The organism is Roseobacter sp. HKCCD6576-2 (genome assembly GCF_013179285.1).
Classification (GTDB): Bacteria; Pseudomonadota; Alphaproteobacteria; order Rhodobacterales; family Rhodobacteraceae; genus Rhodophyticola; species Rhodophyticola oceani.
In genome coordinates this window covers 488,226-507,812 of record NZ_WVNW01000002.1, presented here as the reverse complement: position 1 = coordinate 507,812, position 19,587 = coordinate 488,226, and the positions used below count along the sequence as shown (strand labels likewise).

At 60.2% G+C, this 19,587-nt stretch carries 16 protein-coding genes; 8 read left to right on the top strand and 8 right to left on the bottom strand.

Annotated elements, in window-relative coordinates; genetic code table 11:
* Positions 1 to 66: 66 nt before the first annotated feature.
* The 5 genes from pstC to phoB are packed head-to-tail and all read left to right on the top strand — an operon-like array spanning position 67 to position 5,111.
* Complete coding sequence (gene pstC / locus GTF44_RS09545) at positions 67 to 1,527, top strand: phosphate ABC transporter permease subunit PstC (RefSeq protein ID WP_171559713.1); 1,461 nt, start codon at positions 67 to 69, stop codon at positions 1,525 to 1,527.
* Positions 1,524 to 2,864, top strand: a complete 1,341-nt coding sequence (gene pstA, locus GTF44_RS09540) for a phosphate ABC transporter permease PstA (RefSeq protein ID WP_171559712.1) — start codon at positions 1,524 to 1,526, stop codon at positions 2,862 to 2,864. The genes pstC and pstA overlap by 4 nt, the downstream gene beginning before the upstream one ends.
* 25 nt (positions 2,865 to 2,889) lie before the next feature.
* A complete protein-coding gene (gene pstB / locus GTF44_RS09535) occupies positions 2,890 to 3,687 on the top strand; it encodes a phosphate ABC transporter ATP-binding protein PstB (RefSeq protein ID WP_171559710.1) in 798 nt (265 codons plus the stop codon).
* Positions 3,688 to 3,704: 17 nt separating this feature from the next.
* Complete coding sequence (gene phoU, locus GTF44_RS09530) at positions 3,705 to 4,421, top strand: phosphate signaling complex protein PhoU (RefSeq protein WP_171559709.1); 717 nt, start codon at positions 3,705 to 3,707, stop codon at positions 4,419 to 4,421.
* 3 nt (positions 4,422 to 4,424) lie between these two features.
* Positions 4,425 to 5,111: a phosphate regulon transcriptional regulator PhoB gene (phoB, locus tag GTF44_RS09525; protein ID WP_145208876.1), complete on the top strand. Its 687-nt coding sequence runs from the start codon at positions 4,425 to 4,427 to the stop codon at positions 5,109 to 5,111.
* On the opposite strand, the gene GTF44_RS09520 is transcribed toward phoB, so the two are convergent.
* Both GTF44_RS09520 and GTF44_RS09515 read right to left on the bottom strand, forming a co-directional pair.
* Entirely contained in the window at positions 5,108 to 5,950 is an 843-nt protein-coding gene (locus GTF44_RS09520; protein ID WP_367383375.1) for an amidohydrolase, read from the bottom strand. The two genes, phoB and GTF44_RS09520, sit on opposite strands and share 4 nt — an antisense overlap.
* A gap of 349 nt (positions 5,951 to 6,299) precedes the next feature.
* Positions 6,300 to 6,635, bottom strand: coding sequence for a multidrug efflux SMR transporter (locus tag GTF44_RS09515; protein WP_171559708.1), 336 nt, complete (start codon positions 6,633 to 6,635; stop codon positions 6,300 to 6,302).
* A 233-nt stretch (positions 6,636 to 6,868) separates the two neighbouring features.
* On the opposite strand from GTF44_RS09515, the gene GTF44_RS09510 reads away from it, so the two are divergent.
* Positions 6,869 to 7,654, top strand: coding sequence for a LytTR family DNA-binding domain-containing protein (locus tag GTF44_RS09510; RefSeq protein ID WP_171559707.1), 786 nt, complete (start codon positions 6,869 to 6,871; stop codon positions 7,652 to 7,654).
* Positions 7,655 to 7,774: 120 nt separating this feature from the next.
* Here the strand turns inward: GTF44_RS09510 and GTF44_RS09505 are convergent, their stop codons facing one another.
* From GTF44_RS09505 to hemB, 3 genes are all read right to left on the bottom strand, one after another.
* Positions 7,775 to 10,243: a penicillin acylase family protein gene (locus GTF44_RS09505; RefSeq protein ID WP_171559706.1), complete on the bottom strand. Its 2,469-nt coding sequence runs from the start codon at positions 10,241 to 10,243 to the stop codon at positions 7,775 to 7,777.
* 115 nt (positions 10,244 to 10,358) lie between these two features.
* The gene (locus GTF44_RS09500; protein ID WP_171559705.1) at positions 10,359 to 10,913 is read right to left on the bottom strand and encodes a YSC84-related protein; all 555 of its coding nucleotides are present in this window, start codon (positions 10,911 to 10,913) and stop codon (positions 10,359 to 10,361) included.
* A 135-nt stretch (positions 10,914 to 11,048) separates the two neighbouring features.
* Positions 11,049 to 12,047, bottom strand: coding sequence for a porphobilinogen synthase (hemB, locus tag GTF44_RS09495; RefSeq protein ID WP_171559704.1), 999 nt, complete (start codon positions 12,045 to 12,047; stop codon positions 11,049 to 11,051).
* A 124-nt stretch (positions 12,048 to 12,171) separates the two neighbouring features.
* Here hemB and GTF44_RS09490 point away from each other — a divergent pair, with 124 nt between their 5' ends.
* Both GTF44_RS09490 and mfd read left to right on the top strand, forming a co-directional pair.
* The gene (locus GTF44_RS09490) at positions 12,172 to 12,696 is read left to right on the top strand and encodes a component of SufBCD complex (RefSeq protein ID WP_253261388.1); all 525 of its coding nucleotides are present in this window, start codon (positions 12,172 to 12,174) and stop codon (positions 12,694 to 12,696) included.
* Between the two features lie 57 nt (positions 12,697 to 12,753).
* The gene (gene mfd, locus GTF44_RS09485; RefSeq protein WP_171559702.1) at positions 12,754 to 16,194 is read left to right on the top strand and encodes a transcription-repair coupling factor; all 3,441 of its coding nucleotides are present in this window, start codon (positions 12,754 to 12,756) and stop codon (positions 16,192 to 16,194) included.
* 15 nt (positions 16,195 to 16,209) lie between these two features.
* On the opposite strand, the gene GTF44_RS09480 is transcribed toward mfd, so the two are convergent.
* From GTF44_RS09480 to GTF44_RS09470, 3 genes are read right to left on the bottom strand one after another with little or no spacing between them, the layout of a single operon-like run.
* Positions 16,210 to 17,439, bottom strand: coding sequence for a multidrug effflux MFS transporter (locus tag GTF44_RS09480; RefSeq protein ID WP_171559700.1), 1,230 nt, complete (start codon positions 17,437 to 17,439; stop codon positions 16,210 to 16,212).
* On the bottom strand, positions 17,436 to 18,080 hold the full coding sequence (locus GTF44_RS09475; protein ID WP_171559698.1) for a DsbA family oxidoreductase: 645 nt from the start codon (positions 18,078 to 18,080) through the stop codon (positions 17,436 to 17,438). The genes GTF44_RS09480 and GTF44_RS09475 overlap by 4 nt, the downstream gene beginning before the upstream one ends.
* Positions 18,077 to 19,561: a class I adenylate-forming enzyme family protein gene (locus GTF44_RS09470; protein WP_171559696.1), complete on the bottom strand. Its 1,485-nt coding sequence runs from the start codon at positions 19,559 to 19,561 to the stop codon at positions 18,077 to 18,079. The genes GTF44_RS09475 and GTF44_RS09470 overlap by 4 nt, the downstream gene beginning before the upstream one ends.
* Positions 19,562 to 19,587 lie beyond the last annotated feature (26 nt).

Genomic DNA, 19,587 nt, shown 5'->3' with positions numbered 1-19,587 from the left:
TCGGCGGGGCGGTCGTTATGACGGCCCCGCCACTTCTTTCTTTCTGACTTAGAAAGCCAGACCTCCATGCCTCTGCTTTGGATCTTCGTGATCGTGCTGGTATTCGGCGCTGTGGGCTATGTGATGGGTCGTCAACGGGCGCTAGCCAGCGCCGGAGGCGACAGCCGCATCCTGCATTCGCTGCCGAATTACTACGGGACCAATGTGTCCATCTTCACCATTGTGCCCGCGCTTCTGGTTCTGTCCATTTGGCTCATCTTGCAGCCGATGGTGATCGAGCGGCAGGTGACGTCGATGATCTCGGAGACCGCGATCGAGGAAGCCGGCTCGCGCAGCCTGGTGATGTCCGATGTGCGGCGCGTGGCCGAGGGTCTGGACGTCGCGGTGGAGCAGGGCGCGCTTACCGAAGACGAAGCGCAGTCGATCCGCGCAGAATTCACCGATGTGCGCGCCCGTCTTGGCGCTGTTGGCGTGGCGCTTGGGGGCGAGGTGACCGCCGATGTCTTGCGCGCCGCGCAACGGTACCGGTCGCTGAACACGACGGGCAATGTGATGATGACGGCCGCCGTGCTCATCCTCGCGGCCCTTGGTCTGGCCTATGCCTATGTGCGGACGCATCAGGAGTTTCGGGCGCGCAACATGGTCGAACGCGCCGTGCTCTCGATTTTGATCCTGGCCTCGACCATCGCGATCATGACGACCATCGGCATCGTGTTTTCGATGCTGTTCGAGACCTTCAATTTCTTCGAACTCTATCCCTGGCAGGACTTCTTCTTTGGCCTGGAATGGCGACCGAGCTTCGAAGGCGGGTCCGAGCTTGGCCTAATCCCGCTGCTCTGGGGCACGCTCTATGTCTCTTTCATCGCGCTCTTGGTCGCGGTGCCGATCGGGCTTTTCGCAGCGATCTACATGGCGGAATATGCCGGGCCGAAGGTCCGCTCAATCGCCAAACCACTGATTGAAATCCTCGCCGGTATCCCAACCATCGTTTACGGGCTTTTCGCGCTGATCACGGTCGGGCCGATGCTGCGCGACTATTTCGCGGAACCGCTTGGGTTGGGCAGTTCCTCCTCCTCGGTGATGACCGCCGGGATCGTGATGGGCATCATGCTGATCCCATTTGTCTCCTCGCTGTCGGATGACATCATCAATGCTGTGCCGCAAAGCTTGCGCGATGGGTCTTATGGCCTGGGCGCGACGCAATCGGAAACCGTGAAGCAAGTGATCCTGCCCGCCGCTTTGCCCGGCATTGTCGGCGCAGTGCTCTTGGCTGCGTCCCGCGCCATCGGTGAGACAATGATCGTCGTCCTTGGGGCAGGGGCCGCGGCCAAACTCGACCTGAACCCGTTTGAGGCGATGACCACCGTGACTGTGAAGATCGTCGGCCAGTTGACCGGCGACACGGATTTCTCCAGCCCAGAGGCGCTGGTCGCCTTCGCCCTTGGTCTGACGCTCTTTGTCATCACCCTCGGGCTCAACGTTCTGGCGCTTTACATCGTGCGCAAATATCGGGAGCAGTACGAATGACCGACGCAACCGCAGAACCGCGCCGGGTCAAAAGCTCGCTTCTTGCAACCGATGACCGTACCAAGCGCCGCAACCGCGCCGAGGCCCGGTTCCGTGCTTATGGTATGGCGGCGGTCATTGTTGGGATTCTGGCTCTGATCCTGCTGCTGACCTCGATTTTGTCGAACGGTCTGAGTTCCTTCCGGCAGACCTTCATCACTTTCCCCGTGGAATTGGTTGCCGAACGGCTCGACCCGGCCGGCAATCGTGACCCTGCGGAGATGGCCCGAGTCACGACCTTTGGCTATGCCCCGCTTCTAGGTCAGGCTTTCGTAGATCACGTGGCCGAGTTGGGCATTGAAACCGACCTTGGCCCGCGCGAAATGGCGGCGATGATCTCCGAAGAGGCGCCGGCGCAATTGCGCGCCATGGTCCTCGCCAACCCGGAGATCATTGGCGAGACCGTGACGCTTGAACTCCTCGCTCGTGGCCGGATTGATGGCTATTTCAAAGGCCGCGTGACGATGGACAGCGCCGAGCGGGATCGGAATGTCTCACCGGGACAGCTTATGCTGGCCGATGCAATGGTTGACGCGGGCGCGATTGAAACCCGCTTCAACTGGAACTTCATCACCGCGCCGGATGCCTCCGGGCAACGCCCCGAAGCTGCCGGTCTGGGCGTCGCGATCTTGGGCTCGTTCTATATGATGATCGTGGTGTTGGTGTTGGCCCTGCCAATTGGCGTCGCGGCCTCGATCTATCTCGAAGAGTTCGCGCCGAAAAATCGGGTGACCGACCTGATCGAGGTGAATATCTCGAACCTGGCGGCGGTTCCGTCGATTGTGTTCGGGATCCTGGGTCTGGCGATTTTCATCAACTTCGCGGGCTTGCCGCAATCGGCACCCATCGTGGGCGGTCTGGTCCTGACGCTGATGACGTTGCCGACCATCATCATCGCGACCCGGGCCAGCTTGCGGGCCGTGCCGCCCTCGATCCGCGCGGCTGCCTTGGGGCTGGGCGCGTCGAAGATGCAATCGGTTTTCCATCACGTCCTGCCGCTGGCTGCGCCGGGGATCCTGACCGGAACGATCATTGGGTTGGCGCAAGCCTTGGGCGAAACCGCACCGCTGCTTCTGATCGGGATGGTGGCCTTTGTGCGCGAATACCCGTCGGCCCCGCCAGAAGGCTTCTTCGACCCGGCGTCGGCGCTGCCGGTGCAGGTGTATAACTGGACACAACGCTCGGACCCTGCCTTTGTAGAACGTGCGTCTGGCGCAATCATCGTGTTGCTTGTGTTCCTGATTTTCATGAATGCGGTGGCCGTGCTTCTGCGCCGCCGGTTTGAGCGTCGTTGGTAAGAAGCGCGCTATGGAGGACGCACATATGAATGATATGCGAGCAGTGGAGCGCAACGTGGACACCAATGAGCTAAAAATCGCGGCGCGCGGCGTGGATGTTTTCTATGGCGAGACCCACGCGATCAAGGCGGTCGATGTGGATATTGTCGACAACACCGTGACGGCCTTCATCGGTCCCTCGGGTTGCGGTAAATCCACCTTCCTGCGCTGTCTGAACCGGATGAATGACACGATTGACGTGGCGCGCGTGACCGGTGAGATCAAGCTCGATGGCGAGGACATTTATGACCCCAAGGTGGACCCGGTGCAGCTCCGCGCCAAGGTTGGCATGGTGTTTCAGAAGCCAAACCCGTTCCCGAAGTCGATCTATGACAATGTGGCCTATGGGCCGCGCATTCACGGGCTGGCGAAAGACAAAGCCGCGCTTGACGAGATTGTCGAGAAATCCCTGCGCCGCGCGGCGCTGTGGGAAGAGGCGAAGGACCGCTTGGATCAGCCCGGCACCGGGCTTTCGGGCGGGCAGCAGCAACGTCTTTGCATTGCGCGCGCTGTGGCCACGAACCCCGAAGTGTTGTTGATGGATGAGCCCTGCTCGGCGCTCGACCCGATCGCGACAGCCCAGGTCGAAGAGTTGATCGACGAGTTGCGGAGCCGATTTTCGGTCGTGATCGTGACTCACTCGATGCAGCAAGCCGCACGGGTGAGCCAGAAGACCGCGTTTTTCCATTTGGGTGAACTGGTCGAATTTGGCGAGACGGGCCACATCTTCACCAATCCCGATGATCCGCGCACGGAAAGCTACATTACGGGCCGTATTGGCTAAGAGGACGGCATTTTATCATGGCAAATCAAGAACATATTGTAGCATCTTTTGATCGTGACCTGGAAGGAATCCAGGCGATGATCATGAAGATGGGCGGCTTGGTTGAGGAAAGCATCGTCAACGCCGCACAAGCGTTGGAGACACGTGACGAGGACTTGGCACAAGTGGTCAGGGCAGGGGACAAAGCGATCGACGCGCTCGAAGAGCAAGTCAATGAAGAGGCGGCGCGGATTCTGGCCCAACGCCAGCCCATCGCGTCGGACCTGCGGACCGTGCTCAGCGTCTTCCGTGTCTCGGCCAATCTGGAGCGGATCGGCGATTATTCCAAAAACATCGCCAAACGCACCTCGGTTGTGAACCAGATGCAGCCGATCGAGGGTACGGCGACAGCGTTGAAACGGATGGCGCGCGCGGTCGAACTGATGCTGAAAGACGCGCTTGATGCCTATATCCAGCGCGATGCCGATCTCGCCGCCGATGTGCGTGAGCGCGACTTGGAGGTCGATCAGATGTATTCGGCGCTGTTCCGCGAATATCTGACCTTCATGATGGAAGACCCGCGCAACATCACCACCTGTATGCATTTGCATTTCATGGCCAAAAACATCGAGCGCATGGGCGACCATGTGACCTCGATTTGCGAGCAGGTGATCTATCTGGTCACCGGCGAGATGCCCGACGAGGATCGTCCGAAACAAGACCGGACACCGTATGAACAAGGTCGCGAGGGCTAAGTCATGGCAGGCGAGCCATTGGTTCTGGTGGTGGAGGACGAACCTGCGCAGCGCGAGGTTCTAGCCTACAATATCCGTGCTGAAGGGTTTCAGGTGGTCACGGCCGAGGCCGGGGACGAGGCCCTGGTTGTCGTCCGGGAAACCCCGCCAGATGTTATCATTCTGGATTGGATGCTGCCGCATGTCTCGGGTATCGAGGTCTGCCGTCAGTTGAAAAACGGGACCGAGACCAACCGTATTCCGGTGATCATGCTCTCTGCGCGCTCGGAAGAGGTCGATAAGGTCCGGGGGCTGGAAACAGGCGCTGATGACTATGTGGTGAAACCTTATTCCGTAGCCGAACTCCTGGCGCGGCTTCGGACGCAGCTCCGCCGCATCCGACCGGCTGCTGTGGGTGAGCGATTGGAGTATGACGACATCCTGCTCGATATGACCGAACACAGGGTCTACAGGGCAGGGGAGTCGCTTAGCCTCGGTCCCACCGAATTCCGTTTGCTGACGGCGTTCATGGAGCGCCCCGGACGGGTCTGGAGTCGGGAACAGTTGCTTGATCGGGTCTGGGGGCGAGACATCTATGTCGACAGCCGGACGGTCGATGTGCATGTGGGACGTCTAAGGAAGGCATTGCGCAGCACCGGCAGCGAGGATCCGATCCGCACCGTTCGTGGCGCAGGATATGCGCTCGGTTAGGTGAGGTTTAGCCCGTAAGCCTTTGCTGCAGATTGTTTAAATACCCAGTCACGCTCGGTTTTTCTAACGCGCGCGGCGATCTCAAACAGCATGTCGGGATAGCTACGGGCCAGTTTTTCGACCGGATAGTTGCTGCCCCACATGACGCGCTCCGGGCCAAACTCCTCAAAAAGGGCGCGTAAGATCGGTGAGATGCTGTCGCCAGTCCAACTCATATCATACATGCCCCAACCGGACAGTTTCACATATGTCTTTGGTCGTCTGGCCCAGGCTCTGACCGCTTGACGCCACCGTAACTGACCCTCAGGTGACGCATCGTACGGGCACCCTGCGTGATCAAGAATGACGGTCAGATCTGGCAAGCTTGCGAGCACATCCAACGCCTGTTTTGCCTGTTCGGGATAGATCTGCATATCAAAGGCGAGATCTCGATCGGCAACTGCACGTAGCCCATTAATCCATTGCTTCTCATCGAGAAAGCCTCTTGATGCAAAACTCAGGTCCGGCCGGTTTTCCAAGCGGGCGACGATCTGCCGAACACCACGAAAGCTGGCATGCGCCAAGTGTCGGTCCAACTGCTTGGGCGCGTCGTCGCGGCTAAGGTCGACCAACCCGACAATCGCGACCTGATGGCCGACGCGATCCGCTTCGGCTTGGACCCAGGCGGTCTCGGCAACAGGATCAGGCAGGGCACCATCGGTCTGCACATGAACGGACGCGCATGGCGCGAGCGCGGCTTCGCCTAGAAACTTATCAATGAGATAATCCCGCTGGATAGGTGTTGGATCGCCGAACGGCTTTGGGGCACCAATTTCGCGGAGCCAGCGATAGCCAATCACATCACCGCGGCTGTCCGGTGCCCAGATATGATGGTGGGCATCGACATAATCTTGGGGAACAGTTTGTGGAGGTCGTTCATTCGGGAACCATTGGGCAGAGAGTAAGCCTTATCGGGTCTCTAATAGTGAGACTGTGATGGCGGACAAATCAAAAACTCTCTTGCTTCAATGGTGAGACTCTGAATACTGCACTCTTCTCAACGCCAAGTGCATAAGCCGGACATTGGACAGACTGTCAGCTAACTGCAGCTCTATGCCCAACGCGGGCAGGTCTATGTTTGGCGACGGACTGTTGGCTGCGCCGTGCTCCTCGGATGTGCACACAAGGTAAAACGAATGGGTCGACCCGCTAATGAAGGGCGAAATCCGAGAGTGCGTTGATAATGACGATGCCAGAAATGATGAACGCAAGGCCGACCATCGCCGCCAAATCGAGTTTCTGGCCAAAAACCAACACCCCAGCGGCAGCCACGAAGACGACCCCTAGGCCGGAGGCAGCGGCGTAGGTGATGCCCAAGGGCATGTATTTCAACGCAAGTGTCAGAAAATAGAAGGAACTGCCCAGACCTACGATCACGATAAGGGAGGGCCATAGCTTCGAGAATTGGGCACTTGCGTTGAGAGCGGAATAGCCAATCGTCTCTGCAATAACGGACGCGACGAGATAGAGATAGGGTGTGGGCATTGGGAGGTCTCCTGGATTGATCGTGAAAGGTCGCTGGCGCGGGGATGGCCAAAGCTTGGATCTTTACGTCCGACGCCAATTGGTGTCGGCTGCGATGGCGCAGAAGGGCGCGAAACGCGCTCCAAGACAGACTCTGATGGCATGACGCATATACGCCTCCCTTAGCGTTGAACCTTTTCCGCACTGTGGTAGCCTTCCTGAAAACGGGGCAAAACGGGTTTGGCGCCAACGACATGAGCTTTGTCGCGAATGACACTTTGCTCGGCGAGACGCTCGCGGAAGCGCGGGCGGAAGCGCGAAACCGGCTGCTTTGGGCGGGGCTTGCCTGTGCCGCTGTCGTCGCCGGGCTCACCGGTCCATTCGGGACCTACACGACAATGCCGGTATCTTTGCGTCTGACCTACTGGGCGGTCGTCGTAATCACCAGCTACTGGATCGGCCTTCTGACGTCTATTGCGGTGACAACTTGGTGTGAGACCTTGAGTGTCTCTGCGCCGCTGAGTGTCGGGTTGGGGGCACTTGCCGCGAGTGTCTTGGTGGCGGCGTGGCTTGCGGGTTTGCACGCCGTCTTGCTCGCGGATCCTTTTTTTGCGGAGTTCATCCGGTTGCTACCTTACGTTGCCGTGATCTCCTTGGCGGTCAGCTACCTGTTTGAGGTGATCCCGGAACGGAACACTCACGTCAGAAGAGACGTCGCTGCCCCATCTCGGCCGGCCTGGTTGGACTGTCTTCCGCCGGACCTTGGGCCAGACCTTATTCTGCTTCAGGCGCAAGACCACTACCTGCGCGCAGAGACCAAACTTGGCGAGACATTGCTGCGCGGATCGATTGGCGAGGCATCCGGGGCGCTCGGAGATTTCGGCGTCCGTGTCCATCGGTCGTGGTGGGTGTCACGCTCGGCGATCCGGGAGTATCGCACACGGCAAGGTGCACGGGTTATCGTCCTATCATCTGGCGAGGAAGTGCCTGTCGGGCGAAGCTACTGGCGAAAGGTGCGGGACTTTGTCGACCGCATGTGATCCGTCAGAGGCCTTTGGGCCAACATAAACCGTCGCGAACGGGGCGATCAGCCGAGTTAGGTTTAACTTGGACCGTAATCCCAATCTCTTCTCCGTCCACATCTAGCAGACTCCGCAATTTCAACGAGGCGTCAAAACGGTGACGCCGACATTCCCTGCTCTTGCTAAGTCCGGATCAAGCGACATCGGGATGTATTCGCCGCGTCGCCAGAGCTCGCCCAAATCATCGTAATACGGGCTGAGCGGGTGGCCGGATTGGCCGGTGGCGATGACAAAGACGGAGCTGTCGGGATCGGCGAAGTCATAGACGCCGCGATAGCCCGCGGAATGGGTGTTCAGGAAAGGGTCGGGCAGGGTGCCTGGCGTCGCGGCGCGTTGGAGGGTGAAGTCGCCGCCGGAGGTGGGTTGGCGGATATTGACGACCCAGGAGAAGAGGGCCGTATCGCCTAAAACCTGATGGTCGTGCTGCGCCTGATGTGCCGCGCCCCACCGCCAGCTTTCCACCCCCGCGCCATAGCGCTCTTCAAGCCATTGCAGCGCGTCATCGAGCGCCAGGCGAGCGATGTCGGTACAGGTTTCAACCGCCGTCGAAGGGCGCACGTCGCACCAGATTGCGGCACCATCCACATCGCGGAAGATTCGTTCGATGAAAAGCGGTTCGATCTTCAGGAACTCATTGGCCAGCGGCCCAATATCGTCGCGGATCAGCCGTTGTTGCAACTCGCGCATCCAGGCGGCGTAGATCAGCGGCTCGGGCAGATGTTCGTTCATTTCGCCATTCCACTCCGCCAGCAGTTGCAACGCCCGCTGCCGCCGCCGCTCCGGTGTTCCCTCAGGGGCTGTTTCGCCAGAAAACCACAGGTCCCGGGCGACAAGTGGCAGGATGTTCCGTGCTGCCGCAGAGACCGTATCCAGCTGCGCCTCGATGAAGCTGTCTCGCGTATGAACCTGCCGGTTTTGCATCAGGCTTTGCCAGCGGGTCACACGCTGTGTGTCTCCCCAACTGTGGGAGACATGGAGCGGAAACTCCCGATCGATAACCTTGTTATTGGTGTTGCCGACGATCCCGCCTTCAGGGTTCACAAAATGCGGATTGGCGAAATATTGCGTCACGCCTTGCCAGCGGTTTTCAGCGATCCAGCCAGGCGCGGGGATGCGGCCTTGGCTTTGATGCTGCGTCAAGCGCCAGGGCATATGACCGATGGTTTGCAGCGCGATATTTCCGTCAGTATCCACCACGGTGAGGTTTTGCGACGGGGCAACAAAGGCCTCGCCCGCGGCCAGCGCCTCGTCGACCGAGCTTGCCCGCATCAGTTCCAGGCCGGTCTGGATCGACGTGTTTTGATCGCTAAGCGCGGTCCAAGCCATGCTCATCACATGGCCCGGTGGCGTGACAGTCCCGATATTCCAATGATTGCCCGGGATCACCGGGCCGTTCTCCGTCCAGCGCAGGGTGATCGTCACCGGCGCGCTGTCTGCCACCTCGATGATGGTCCGCCGGGTCTCAAAATCGGCCCATCCATCCGGCGTGAGGTACTGCTCCGGATTGTTCGGGTTCACCTGTTCAACGAAGAGGTCGATATCATCCATGTAGGACGAGGTGATGCCCCATCCCAACTGGTCCGTGCGGCCGGCAAGTATGACGGGCATGCCCGGAATGCTGGCCCCGATCACCCCGCCTGTCGACAGCTCCAGCCGCGCCAGATACCAAATCGTTGGGGCGGTCAGGCCCAGATGTGGATCATTGGCCAAAAGCGCAGCACCGGCGGCAGAGCGTCCCGGGGCTGCGGCCCAAGCATTTGAGGCACCGGCAAGCCCCCGGCCCGGGTTCGGATGCAGCGGATCGCGCGGTGCCGACGTGTTGGCGGCATGTCGCGGCATTGGCACATCAAAGAGGGCGGCATATTCGGGCAGGGCAGCAATGCCCGCGCCGGGAACGTCTGGCATCAAGTCGGCCAGTCGGGCCGGGTCGTCCAAGGCCAAAGAGGCGCGGGCGCGCAGCACTTCCTCCTCATGGTGGCCAGCAAGTTGCAAAGCCATCATGCTGGTGATCGCAATACTGTCAGCGGGCTGCCAGGGCGCGATTTCGGGCGCAAAAAGAAACAACTCCGGTGCGCCTCGGCCAAGCGCCTCTTGCCCCACCAGTTCCAGCCAGGCGTTCACCCCGGCGGCATAGGCCTCCAGCGCGGCGATGGTCTCGGGCGTTTGGGCGGCAACAGAGCGTGTAGAATGCCCATAGAGGTCAAGTCGACGTAACAACTCATCGATTTCTAATGTGCGCGTGCCAAACAACTCCGACAGACGCCCCTGCGCCGTCCGGCGGGTCATCAGCATTTGCCAGAGACGGTCTTGCGCATGGGCAAAGCCGAGCCCGTAATAGACATCGGCATCCGTGCGGCCAAAGACATGGGGGACATTCGCGTTGGCGCGCACGATTTCAACCGGCGCGGTGATCCCGGGCACGGTCCAATTGGCGTCATAATCCGGCAAGCTGCGCGATGCCATCCACCCCGCAAGCGAGACCGCCAATACCGCGATGACGACGGCAAATGTGACCAGGCGGACCAGCCAACGCAGAAAGACAGCCATATAGGGCGCACCTCATCCAGGATTGAAAAACTCGGTGCCGGTGGTAGCGACAATGCGGCCGGATTGCAAAGCCTGCAGCCCGGGTTTCAATTTCGATCTAAGAGAGGCGTGTTTCTTAGGGAAGGATCCGAGAATAGCGCGTGCCCTCAAGTGTGGCCCCCGCAATCAGCCCCGCCTGGCCGTAAACCACAGCGATCACCGGATCGAGCAATGTGTTGGTGTCGATCCCCAGATTGCCGCCCTGATTAACGACGGCGTAGCGCACATCGGCGCCCACCGCCCAACCGGGCCCACGGCGGAACTCGCTGAGCGCATCTTCCGTCATGAAGAACAACGTATGCGCATATTGCTGCGCACCGATCTGAAGCCCAAAACTGCCACTGATGGCCGAGTAGTAATCGACTGTCGCGCCATTGATCCGCAGCGCGCCGCGCCCATAAGAGCCGCCAAAGCCAAAGCCTGCTTCCGTGACCAGCGGCATGACCAGCATGCCAGCCGCATTGAAGGACAGCTCCTGCGTGCCGGGCACCTCGCTATACATGAAATCGATCGCGCTATCGACGCGGGCGTCGATGCGTTGTGACCCTTGCGAGCCCACGCCATTGCCGCAGGCCGCCAGTGGAACAGCGGCTGCGCTCAACACGAAATTGCGCCGGGAAAGAATGCTCATCGGATATCCGCCTTTATGTCATGCCTCAGATTTCTAGGTCTATATCAGCCCAGATTTCCAACGATCTTACGCCGAATTCCGCCCGCTGTCATCTGTCAATGACACCAAACCTGCGGGTTCCTGCCGATTTGACCACTATTGGTTGAGGATTTTGGCGATGCGCGGCGCGAAATAGGTCAAGACGCCGTCACAGCCGGCACGCCGAAACGCCATCAGGCTTTCCAACATGACTTTCTCGCCATCGATCCAGCCATTGGCTGCCGCGGCCTCGATCATCGCGTATTCCCCACTGACCTGATAGGCATAGGTGGGCGCGCCGAACCGATCCTTCACCTCACGGCAGAGATCAAGATAGGGCAGGCCAGGTTTGACCATCACCATATCCGCCCCTTCGGACAGATCACGTTCGACACAGCGGAGCGCCTCTTGCCGGTTGGCCGGGTCAATTTGATAGGTCTTCTTATCCCCTTTCAGCGCGCCGGAAGCACCAACCGCATCGCGGAACGGGCCATAAAACGCGCTGGCGAATTTGGCGGCATAAGACATGATCGCCACGTTGACATGCCCCTCGGCTTCCAGCGCATCCCGAAGCGCGCCAATCCGGCTGTCCATCATATCGGAAGGCCCCAAGATATCCGCACCGGCTTCCGCCTGCGCAAGGCCCATCTTCACAAGCGCCTCGACCGTTTCGTCATTCACGATCACGCCGTCGCGGACAATCCCATCATGACCATTGGCGTTATAGGGGTCGAGCGCGATATCGGTCATGACCGCGATCTCTGGCACCGCATCTTTGATCGCGCGGATCGCACGGTTGGACAGATTGTCGGGGTTCCATGCCTCTTCGCAAAGCTCCGTTTTCAGAGATGGATCGGTATAGGGAAAGAGGCAGATTGCGGGGATGCCCAAACCATGCGCTTCCCGCGCCGCATCGACCAGCAGATCCACACTCAACCGCTCGACGCCAGGCATCGACGCGATGGCTTGTCGCTCATCAGAGCCGTCGCATACAAAGACCGGCCAGATCAGGTCATTTACCGAAAGCTCCGTCTCCCGTGTGAGATCGCGCAAAGCGGCGCTCGACCGGTTGCGCCGGAAACGAGTCCTGGGGAACTGTCCTTGATTGGCTGGCATGGTTTGGCTCCATCGTCTGTTGCCCCAAAGCCGTGCCACGAACCCTGCCGCATCTCAAGGGCTGGAAACACCTGATCGCCGCCACTATGGTGCCCAAAAATTGCCATATTGGGGTAGACCGGCATTGGACTTCACATTTCTGGAACTTGCACGCGAAGTGATCGACCTGAGGTCTTTCTCGAACCTTTGGTATTGGATCGTTCTTGCGGTTCTGTGGTCGACGGCCAGCCATTGGGTGTTGGGCGTGCCGTATGACATGGTGCAGCGCGCGGCGCGTGGCCATGAGCGCAGCATGCATGATCTGCAGATACTGGCTGAGGTCAATGTGAACCGTATCCTGACGATTGTGGAGGTTTCCGGCGTTTGGGCTACGGCAATTGCAACCTTTGTCCTCACCGGACTGGCGGTTTTGGGTTGGTTCTATGGGATCGAGTTTTGCCAAGCTGTGTTTCTGCTCCTGTTTCCGATGACGCTTGTCGGTGCCTGGTCCATCCGCACCGCGCGGAAGCTCAGGGCGGCTGGCTTCGCGGATGTACCGCAACATTTGCGGGCGCATCGCATTGGGGTGCAGATGCTTGGCGTGGTGTTTATCTTCATCACTGCCTTCTGGGGCATGTGGGTCAATGTTCGGATCGGCCCTCTGGGGTGATCCCTCGGTCATTCAACGCTTGACACCAGACCCCGCGTGGGTAGGTCACAGCAGGCGATGACTTCGACCCAATCTCATATTCTGACAGGCGGCGCACCCGAGGGGTTTGACGCCAAGCTGTTGCTCGCCGAACTGGCCAAATCAGGCGGGTCCGTATGCCATGTGGCGCGCGACGACAAACGTTTGGCGGCCATGGCAACGGCCTTGGCATTTTTCGATCCGACGATCCCGGTCCTGCGTTTCCCAGGGTGGGATTGTCTGCCCTATGACAGGGTGTCGCCCAATGCCGAGATTTCCGCCACACGGATGGCCACATTGGCGGCGCTCACGGCAGATTTGTCTGGGCCGTTTGTGTTGCTGACAACGCTCAGTGCGGCCACGCAATATCTGCCGCCCCGGGCGCTTCTGCGCGATGCCGCCTTTGTCGCCAAGGTGGACGGGCGCATTGATGAGGGCGCGCTGAAAGAGTTTCTCGTCCGCATGGGGTTCGTCCAAAGCCCAACCGTGACCGAACCCGGCGACTATGCTGTGCGGGGCGGCATTATCGACGTTTGGCCGCCCGGTGAAGCCACACCGGTCCGTTTGGATTTGTTCGGCGACGTGTTGGACGGGGCAAGGCGATTTGACCCGGCAACACAACGCACGACCGAAAAGCTTGAACGGGTGGAGTTAGCCCCGGTCTCGGAAGTGATTTTGGACGAGGCCGCCATCACCCGATTTCGGCAGAATTATCGAATCGAGTTCGGGGCGGCGGGCACCGATGACCCGCTTTACGAAGCGGTCAGTGCCGGGCGCAAACATGCCGGCGTTGAGCATTGGCTGCCGTTTTTCCACGATGAGTTGGAAACGCTCTTCGACTATCTGCCGGATGTCACCATAACCCTCGACGAACAAAACGCTGCACAGCGTCTTTCGCGATGGGAAAGTATTGAAGATCAATATGATACGCGGAAAACTGCCCTGACGCAGAAGGGCCGCTTGGATACCGTTTATAAGCCGTGCCCGCCGGGGCAACTCTATCTAGATGACACCGCTTGGGAGACAGCGGTATCCGGCCGTCGTCTCGTCCAATTCTCGCCCCTGCCGCAAGCCAGCGGTCCTGGGGTTGTTGATGCGGGAGGCCGCGTCGGGCGAAGCTTCGCGCCAGAACGACAGCAAGAAAATGTGAGCCTTTTCGGCGCTTTGTCGGATCATATTAAAGCTAGCCGTGAGGGTTCCTCGGTTGTCATTGCCTCTTGGTCTGAAGGCGCGCGGGAGCGGTTGGCGGGGCTACTCGAAGATGAAGGTGTTGCCGACGCCAAACTGATCGCGGATGCGCGCGAGATCAGCGGCCCAGGCAGTTTGAACCTGACGATATGGCCGCTCGAGGAAGGGTTCACCGGCGGCGGGTTGACGGTGATCTCCGAGCAAGATGTGTTGGGCGATCGTCTGATCCGCCCGAAACGCAAAGCTCTTCGGGCAGAGAACTACCTGACCGAGGCGCAAAGCCTGAGCCCCGGCGATCTGATTGTGCATGTGGATCATGGGGTTGGACGGTATAATGGCCTTGAAACCGTCACCGCGATGGGCGCGCCGCATGAATGCATTGCGCTGGAATATGCCGGTGGTGACCGGCTGTTCCTGCCGGTGGAAAACATCGACTTGCTCAGCCGCTATGGCCATGATGAGGGCTTGCTCGACAAGCTCGGTGGCGGGGCGTGGCAGGCGAAGAAAGCCAAGCTTAAGGAGCGTATCCGGCAGATCGCCGATAAGCTGATCCGCATCGCCGCCGAGCGAGAGCTGCGCTCCGCGCCAGTGTTGGAGCCGCCCGGTGATATGTGGGAGGCCTTTGCCGCGCGTTTCCCCTATGAGGAAACCGATGACCAACTGACCGCCATTGCTGATGTAATGGAAGATTTCGCCCGTGGCCGCCCGATGGATCGGCTGGTCGTTGGCGATGTGGGTTTCGGCAAGACCGAGATCGCCATGCGGGCGGCCTTCGTCGCGGCGGCCTCGGGCATGCAGGTGGCAGTGGTCGCGCCGACGACGCTTTTGGCGCGGCAACATGCCAAGACCTTCGCCGACCGATTTCGCGGTTTTCCGATTAATGTCAGGCAGTTGTCGCGCTTTGTTCCAGCAAAGCAAGCGGCGGACACCCGTAAGGGCTTGGCCGATGGCAGCGTCGATATCTGCATCGGCACCCATGCGCTTCTTGCCAAAGGAATCCGGTTCCAAAATCTGGGCCTGCTGGTCATCGATGAAGAGCAACGCTTTGGCGTGACCCATAAGGAACGACTGAAAGAGATGCGCTCGGACGTGCATGTCTTGACGCTTTCAGCGACGCCAATCCCGCGCACCTTGCAAATGTCGCTCTCAGGCGTCCGGGACCTGTCCTTGATCGGAACGCCGCCGATCGACCGGCTCGCGATCCGCACCTATGTCAGCGAGTTTGACGCGGTGACATTGCGCGAGGCCCTGCTGCGTGAACATTACCGGGGCGGCCAAAGCTTCTATGTCGTGCCGCGCATCCAAGACCTGCCGGAGATCGAGGAGTTCCTGAAAACACAGGTGCCGGAAGTGTCTTATGTCGTGGCCCATGGGCAGATGGCGGCGGGCGAACTTGATGACCGGATGAATGCTTTCTATGACGGCAAATACGATGTTCTCTTGGCGACCACGATTGTGGAATCCGGCATCGACATCCCAACGGCCAACACCATGATCATCCACCGGGCGGATCGATTTGGTCTGGCCCAGCTCTATCAAATCCGGGGCCGGGTGGGGCGCGCCAAAACCCGCGCTTATGCCTATCTCACGACGAAACCGCGCGCGCCGCTCACCGCGACGGCCGAGAAACGGCTCAGGGTTTTGGGAAGTCTCGACAGTTTGGGCGCAGGTTTCACCATCGCCAGCCAAGACCTCGATATTCGCGGGGCGGGCAATATCGTCGGCGAAGAGCAGTCGGGCCATGTGCGCGAGGTGGGGTTCGAGCTTTACCAATCGATGTTGGAAGAGGCGATCGCCAATATCCGCTCCGGCGCGGGCGAGGCGCGGCTCGATGAAGATGGCCAATGGGCGCCGCAGATTAACCTCGGCGTGCCGGTCTTGATCCCCGAGGCGTATGTGCCCGATCTGGATGTGCGTTTGGGCCTCTACCGGCGGCTCAGCCAGTTGACGACCAAGGTGGAGTTGGAAGGGTTCGCCGCCGAGTTGATCGACCGGTTCGGCAAGCTGCCGCGCGAGGTCAACACGCTACTCCTCGTCGTGCGGATCAAGGCGAAATGCAAACAAGCCGGGATTGCCCGGCTCGATGCCGGACCGAAGGGCGCGACAATCCAGTTCCACAATGACAAATTTGCCAACCCCGCCGGGCTGGTCGAATTCGTCAATGATCAGCGTGGCTTGGCGAAGATCCGTGACAACAAGATCGTGGTGCGCCGGGACTGGTCCAGCGAGGCCGACAAGATCAAAGGGGCGTTTGCGATTGCCCAGGATCTGGCGCGGAAGGTGCCCAGCTAGGGCTGCCCGCGCCGTTCAAAGCGCTTCGCGCGGCATATAGCGCATGATGATGGCACCAGCGAGCGACAAGACCCCCATGACGATTGCAAGCGGTAGGGCTGTGCCATCATAGAGTTGCCCTATCACCGCGCCGAGGATCGCGCCACCAATCGTGGCCAATGCCCCCATCAGCGAGGCTGCCATCCCGGCGATATGGCCAAGCGGTTCCATGGCCAGGGCATTCAGGTTGCCAATTGTGAAGCCGGCCAAGGCAAAGATCGAAACCGTCCACAAAAAGTAGAGCCAGAACTCCTGCGCGCCAAAAAGGCCGAGGGCCAAGAAGGCGGCGACGATCACCGACAGAACCCCTTGGGCCCAAAGCGCGCGGCGGATGAGGGGCCGCATCCCGAGCCGCATCACCAAACGTCCGTTCAAAGGCGCGGCCGGGGCCGCCAAGAGCGCGATTGCCGCGAACCAGAAATGGAAATGCGCGCCCCGGTCATAGGTCAGGTCAAAGACCTGCTGAATCGAGGAGAGCGTTCCGAAAAGCGCCCCGAAAATAAGCGTTTGCACCACGATGGAAAACTGCATTTGGCGCAGAGACAGGGCCTCCTTGATCGCTGCCGCAAGTGTCGAAAGCTGCAGCGGGCGGCGGCTCGCCTTTGGCAGTGTCTCGGGTTGGCGAATGGTGAGCCACCCCACCGAGATCACCGAGAACAGCAGAAAGGCCAGAAAGATCGACCGCCAGCCAAAGCCCGCAATGATCGCCGCGCCAATCATCGGCGCGACAGCGGGAAAGAGCGTGAAGACCAGCATCGCAAAGCTCACCACACGCGCCATTTGCCGCCCGGAATAGAGGTCGCGCATAATCGCCATCGCCACCACCCGGGGCCCGGCGGCGCCCAGCCCTTGCAAGAGGCGGGCCGCCAGCACCAATTCGAGCGTCGGCGCGCTATAGGCCAAAATCGCGCCGGTCAAATAAAGGATGGCACCGCCTAGGATCACCGGTTTCCGGCCGAATGTATCCGAAAGCGGCCCGGCGAAGAACGTGCCGACCCCCATGCCAAGGACGAAGCTCGTCAGGATCAACTGCGCCAGCGTCGGCCTGTCTGGCGTCAGCTCCTCGGCAATCTCGGGCAGGGCGGGCAGCATCGCATCGATGGAAAACGCAATGGTCGCGAACATCATCCCCATCAGGGCGATGAATTCCGGCATTGAGAGGCGGCGTGGCCCTAATCCATCGGAGGGCGCATCGGTCGTACTCATTCCGCAGCTTTCAACTGCTCTGTAATCTCCTCGATCACCTTGGCCCAGAGATCCGGCGGCTGTGCGCCTCGCAGCACATGCTGATTGGCGATCACGAAGGTGGGCACGCCGGTGACGCCCCGCTCACGGGCATGGGCATCGCGCGCGCGGATGTCATTGGCATCCGCATCACTGGCCAGGAGGCGTTCGACCATCGCCGCATCCAGACCTGTATTGCCTGCGATCTTCACCAAAGTGGCGGTATCGCCGATGTCTTTACCCTCGACAAAATACGCTTTGAAAAGCGCGGCCACGACCGGCGTTTGACGCGCTTCAAGCCCGGCCCAATGGATCAACCGGTGGGCGTTTAACGTGTTTGGCGTGCGTTTGATGCCCTCAAAATCGATTTCCAGACCTGCGGCTTCGGCATTCTCCACCACCGGGGCATAGGCGCGCACCGCGCCCTCCTTACCGCCGAACTTCGCCTCCAGATATGTGCGCCGGTCCATCCCGTCCGTCGGCATATCGGGGTTCAGTTGAAACGGATGCCACTCGACGGCAAAGGGGTGATCGCCGGCGGCCTCCAATGCGCGGTCCAGATGGGCTTTGCCGATATAGCACCAGGGGCAGATCGGGTCGGACAGGATGTCGAGTTTGATCATAGGGCCTCCTTCAGGCGCGCGCGCAAATCTGCGCGGTTGAGCTTTCCATTTGCATTGCGGGGCAGGGCATCGAGCCGGGCATAGAGACGAGGTTGTTTGTAACGGGCCAACCGGGCCTCCGCCGCTCGGCGCAGGCTAGCCTCTTCGGCGTGGCCCGTATACCCCATGGCGATCACAAAGACGTCCGGCCTGACCTCCATTGCAACGGCGGCGCAATCCGTCACCCCTGGCAGGGGGGCAAACACGGCTTCGATCTCATGCGGCGAGACTCGGAAGCCGCCGGCGTTCAACATATCGTCTCGCCGTCCTTGATAGATCAGCGCCCCGTCATCGGCCGCGCTGACTTGATCGCCGGTGAGAAACCAATCGCCGGTCAAGGGCAAGTCAAACGTATCTTTATCGAGATATCCCAGCATCAACCCAGGGTCGGAGCGATGGATCGCCAAAGTCCCGATCTCGCCTGGCTCGACAGGTGCGGCAGAGTCATCCAAGATGGTGACCCGCCGTCCAGGCTGCGGAAAGCCCAAGGTTCCTTCTGGCGCGGGTATTGTCGGGCTGCTCGAAATGAAAGTTGAGCATTCCGACATGCCAAGGGCCTCATGAATCTCCGTGCCGGTGGCTGCGCGCCATGCCTCACGCACCGTCTGCGGGAGCTTCTCTCCGGCGCTCAACCCGTGGCGCAGTTTGGGAAGGGTCAGTCCTGAAGAGTTGTTCAATATCTTTCTGTAAACACCTGGAACAGAGCCGAAAATCGTTGCATCGTGTCGCTTGAGAAGCAGCGGAAGGGAGGTTGGATCAAGCCCCTCCGCCGGAATCAAAGCCGTCGCGCCAACCGCCCAGGGGTCGAGCAGACCGGTGCCAAGGGTGAAGGTCCAGTTGAACGCCCCGGCATGGAGCAACCTGTCCTCAGATGTCAGGCCATACCATCCATCCCACATCATGCGCCGCGCCCAAACCGCGCGATGCGCATGGGCGACGGCCCGGGCTTGGCCGGATGTTCCAGACGTGAAGACGAGATATGCCAACCGGTTTGGATCGCCATAGTCGTAATCCGCAGGCGATGCGGTTTGGAGCGCGGCCAGGTCGGTCAGAACTGGGCAGGGCGTTGGCTCGGGCAGGGCGATACCCGGTCCGGCGAGGATCAGCTTCGGCCCGATCAGTTGCGCAAGCCGGGTGATCTCAGGCCCGGTCAGTTGCGCCGAGGTTGGCACCGGGATCAAACCGACAGCAATGCAGGCCAGAAATGCCACAGGGAAGTCTGGCGTGTTGCCAAGCCGCAAGAGCACTTTGTCGCCGGGTTCGACGTCCTGCTGCAAAAGCCCCGCCGCCAGTCGCCGCACAGCATCTTCCAGTTTGGCATAACTCCACCGCTCTGCCCGTGCGGGGGACAAAACCGCGAGGGCGATCTTGTCTGGCATTTTCGCGGCGGCGGCCAGAACATAGGCCGCGAGATTGAACGGGTCGGGGCAGGGCGCAGTCATTCATCCGCCCTAGGCTGTCCCGCCCC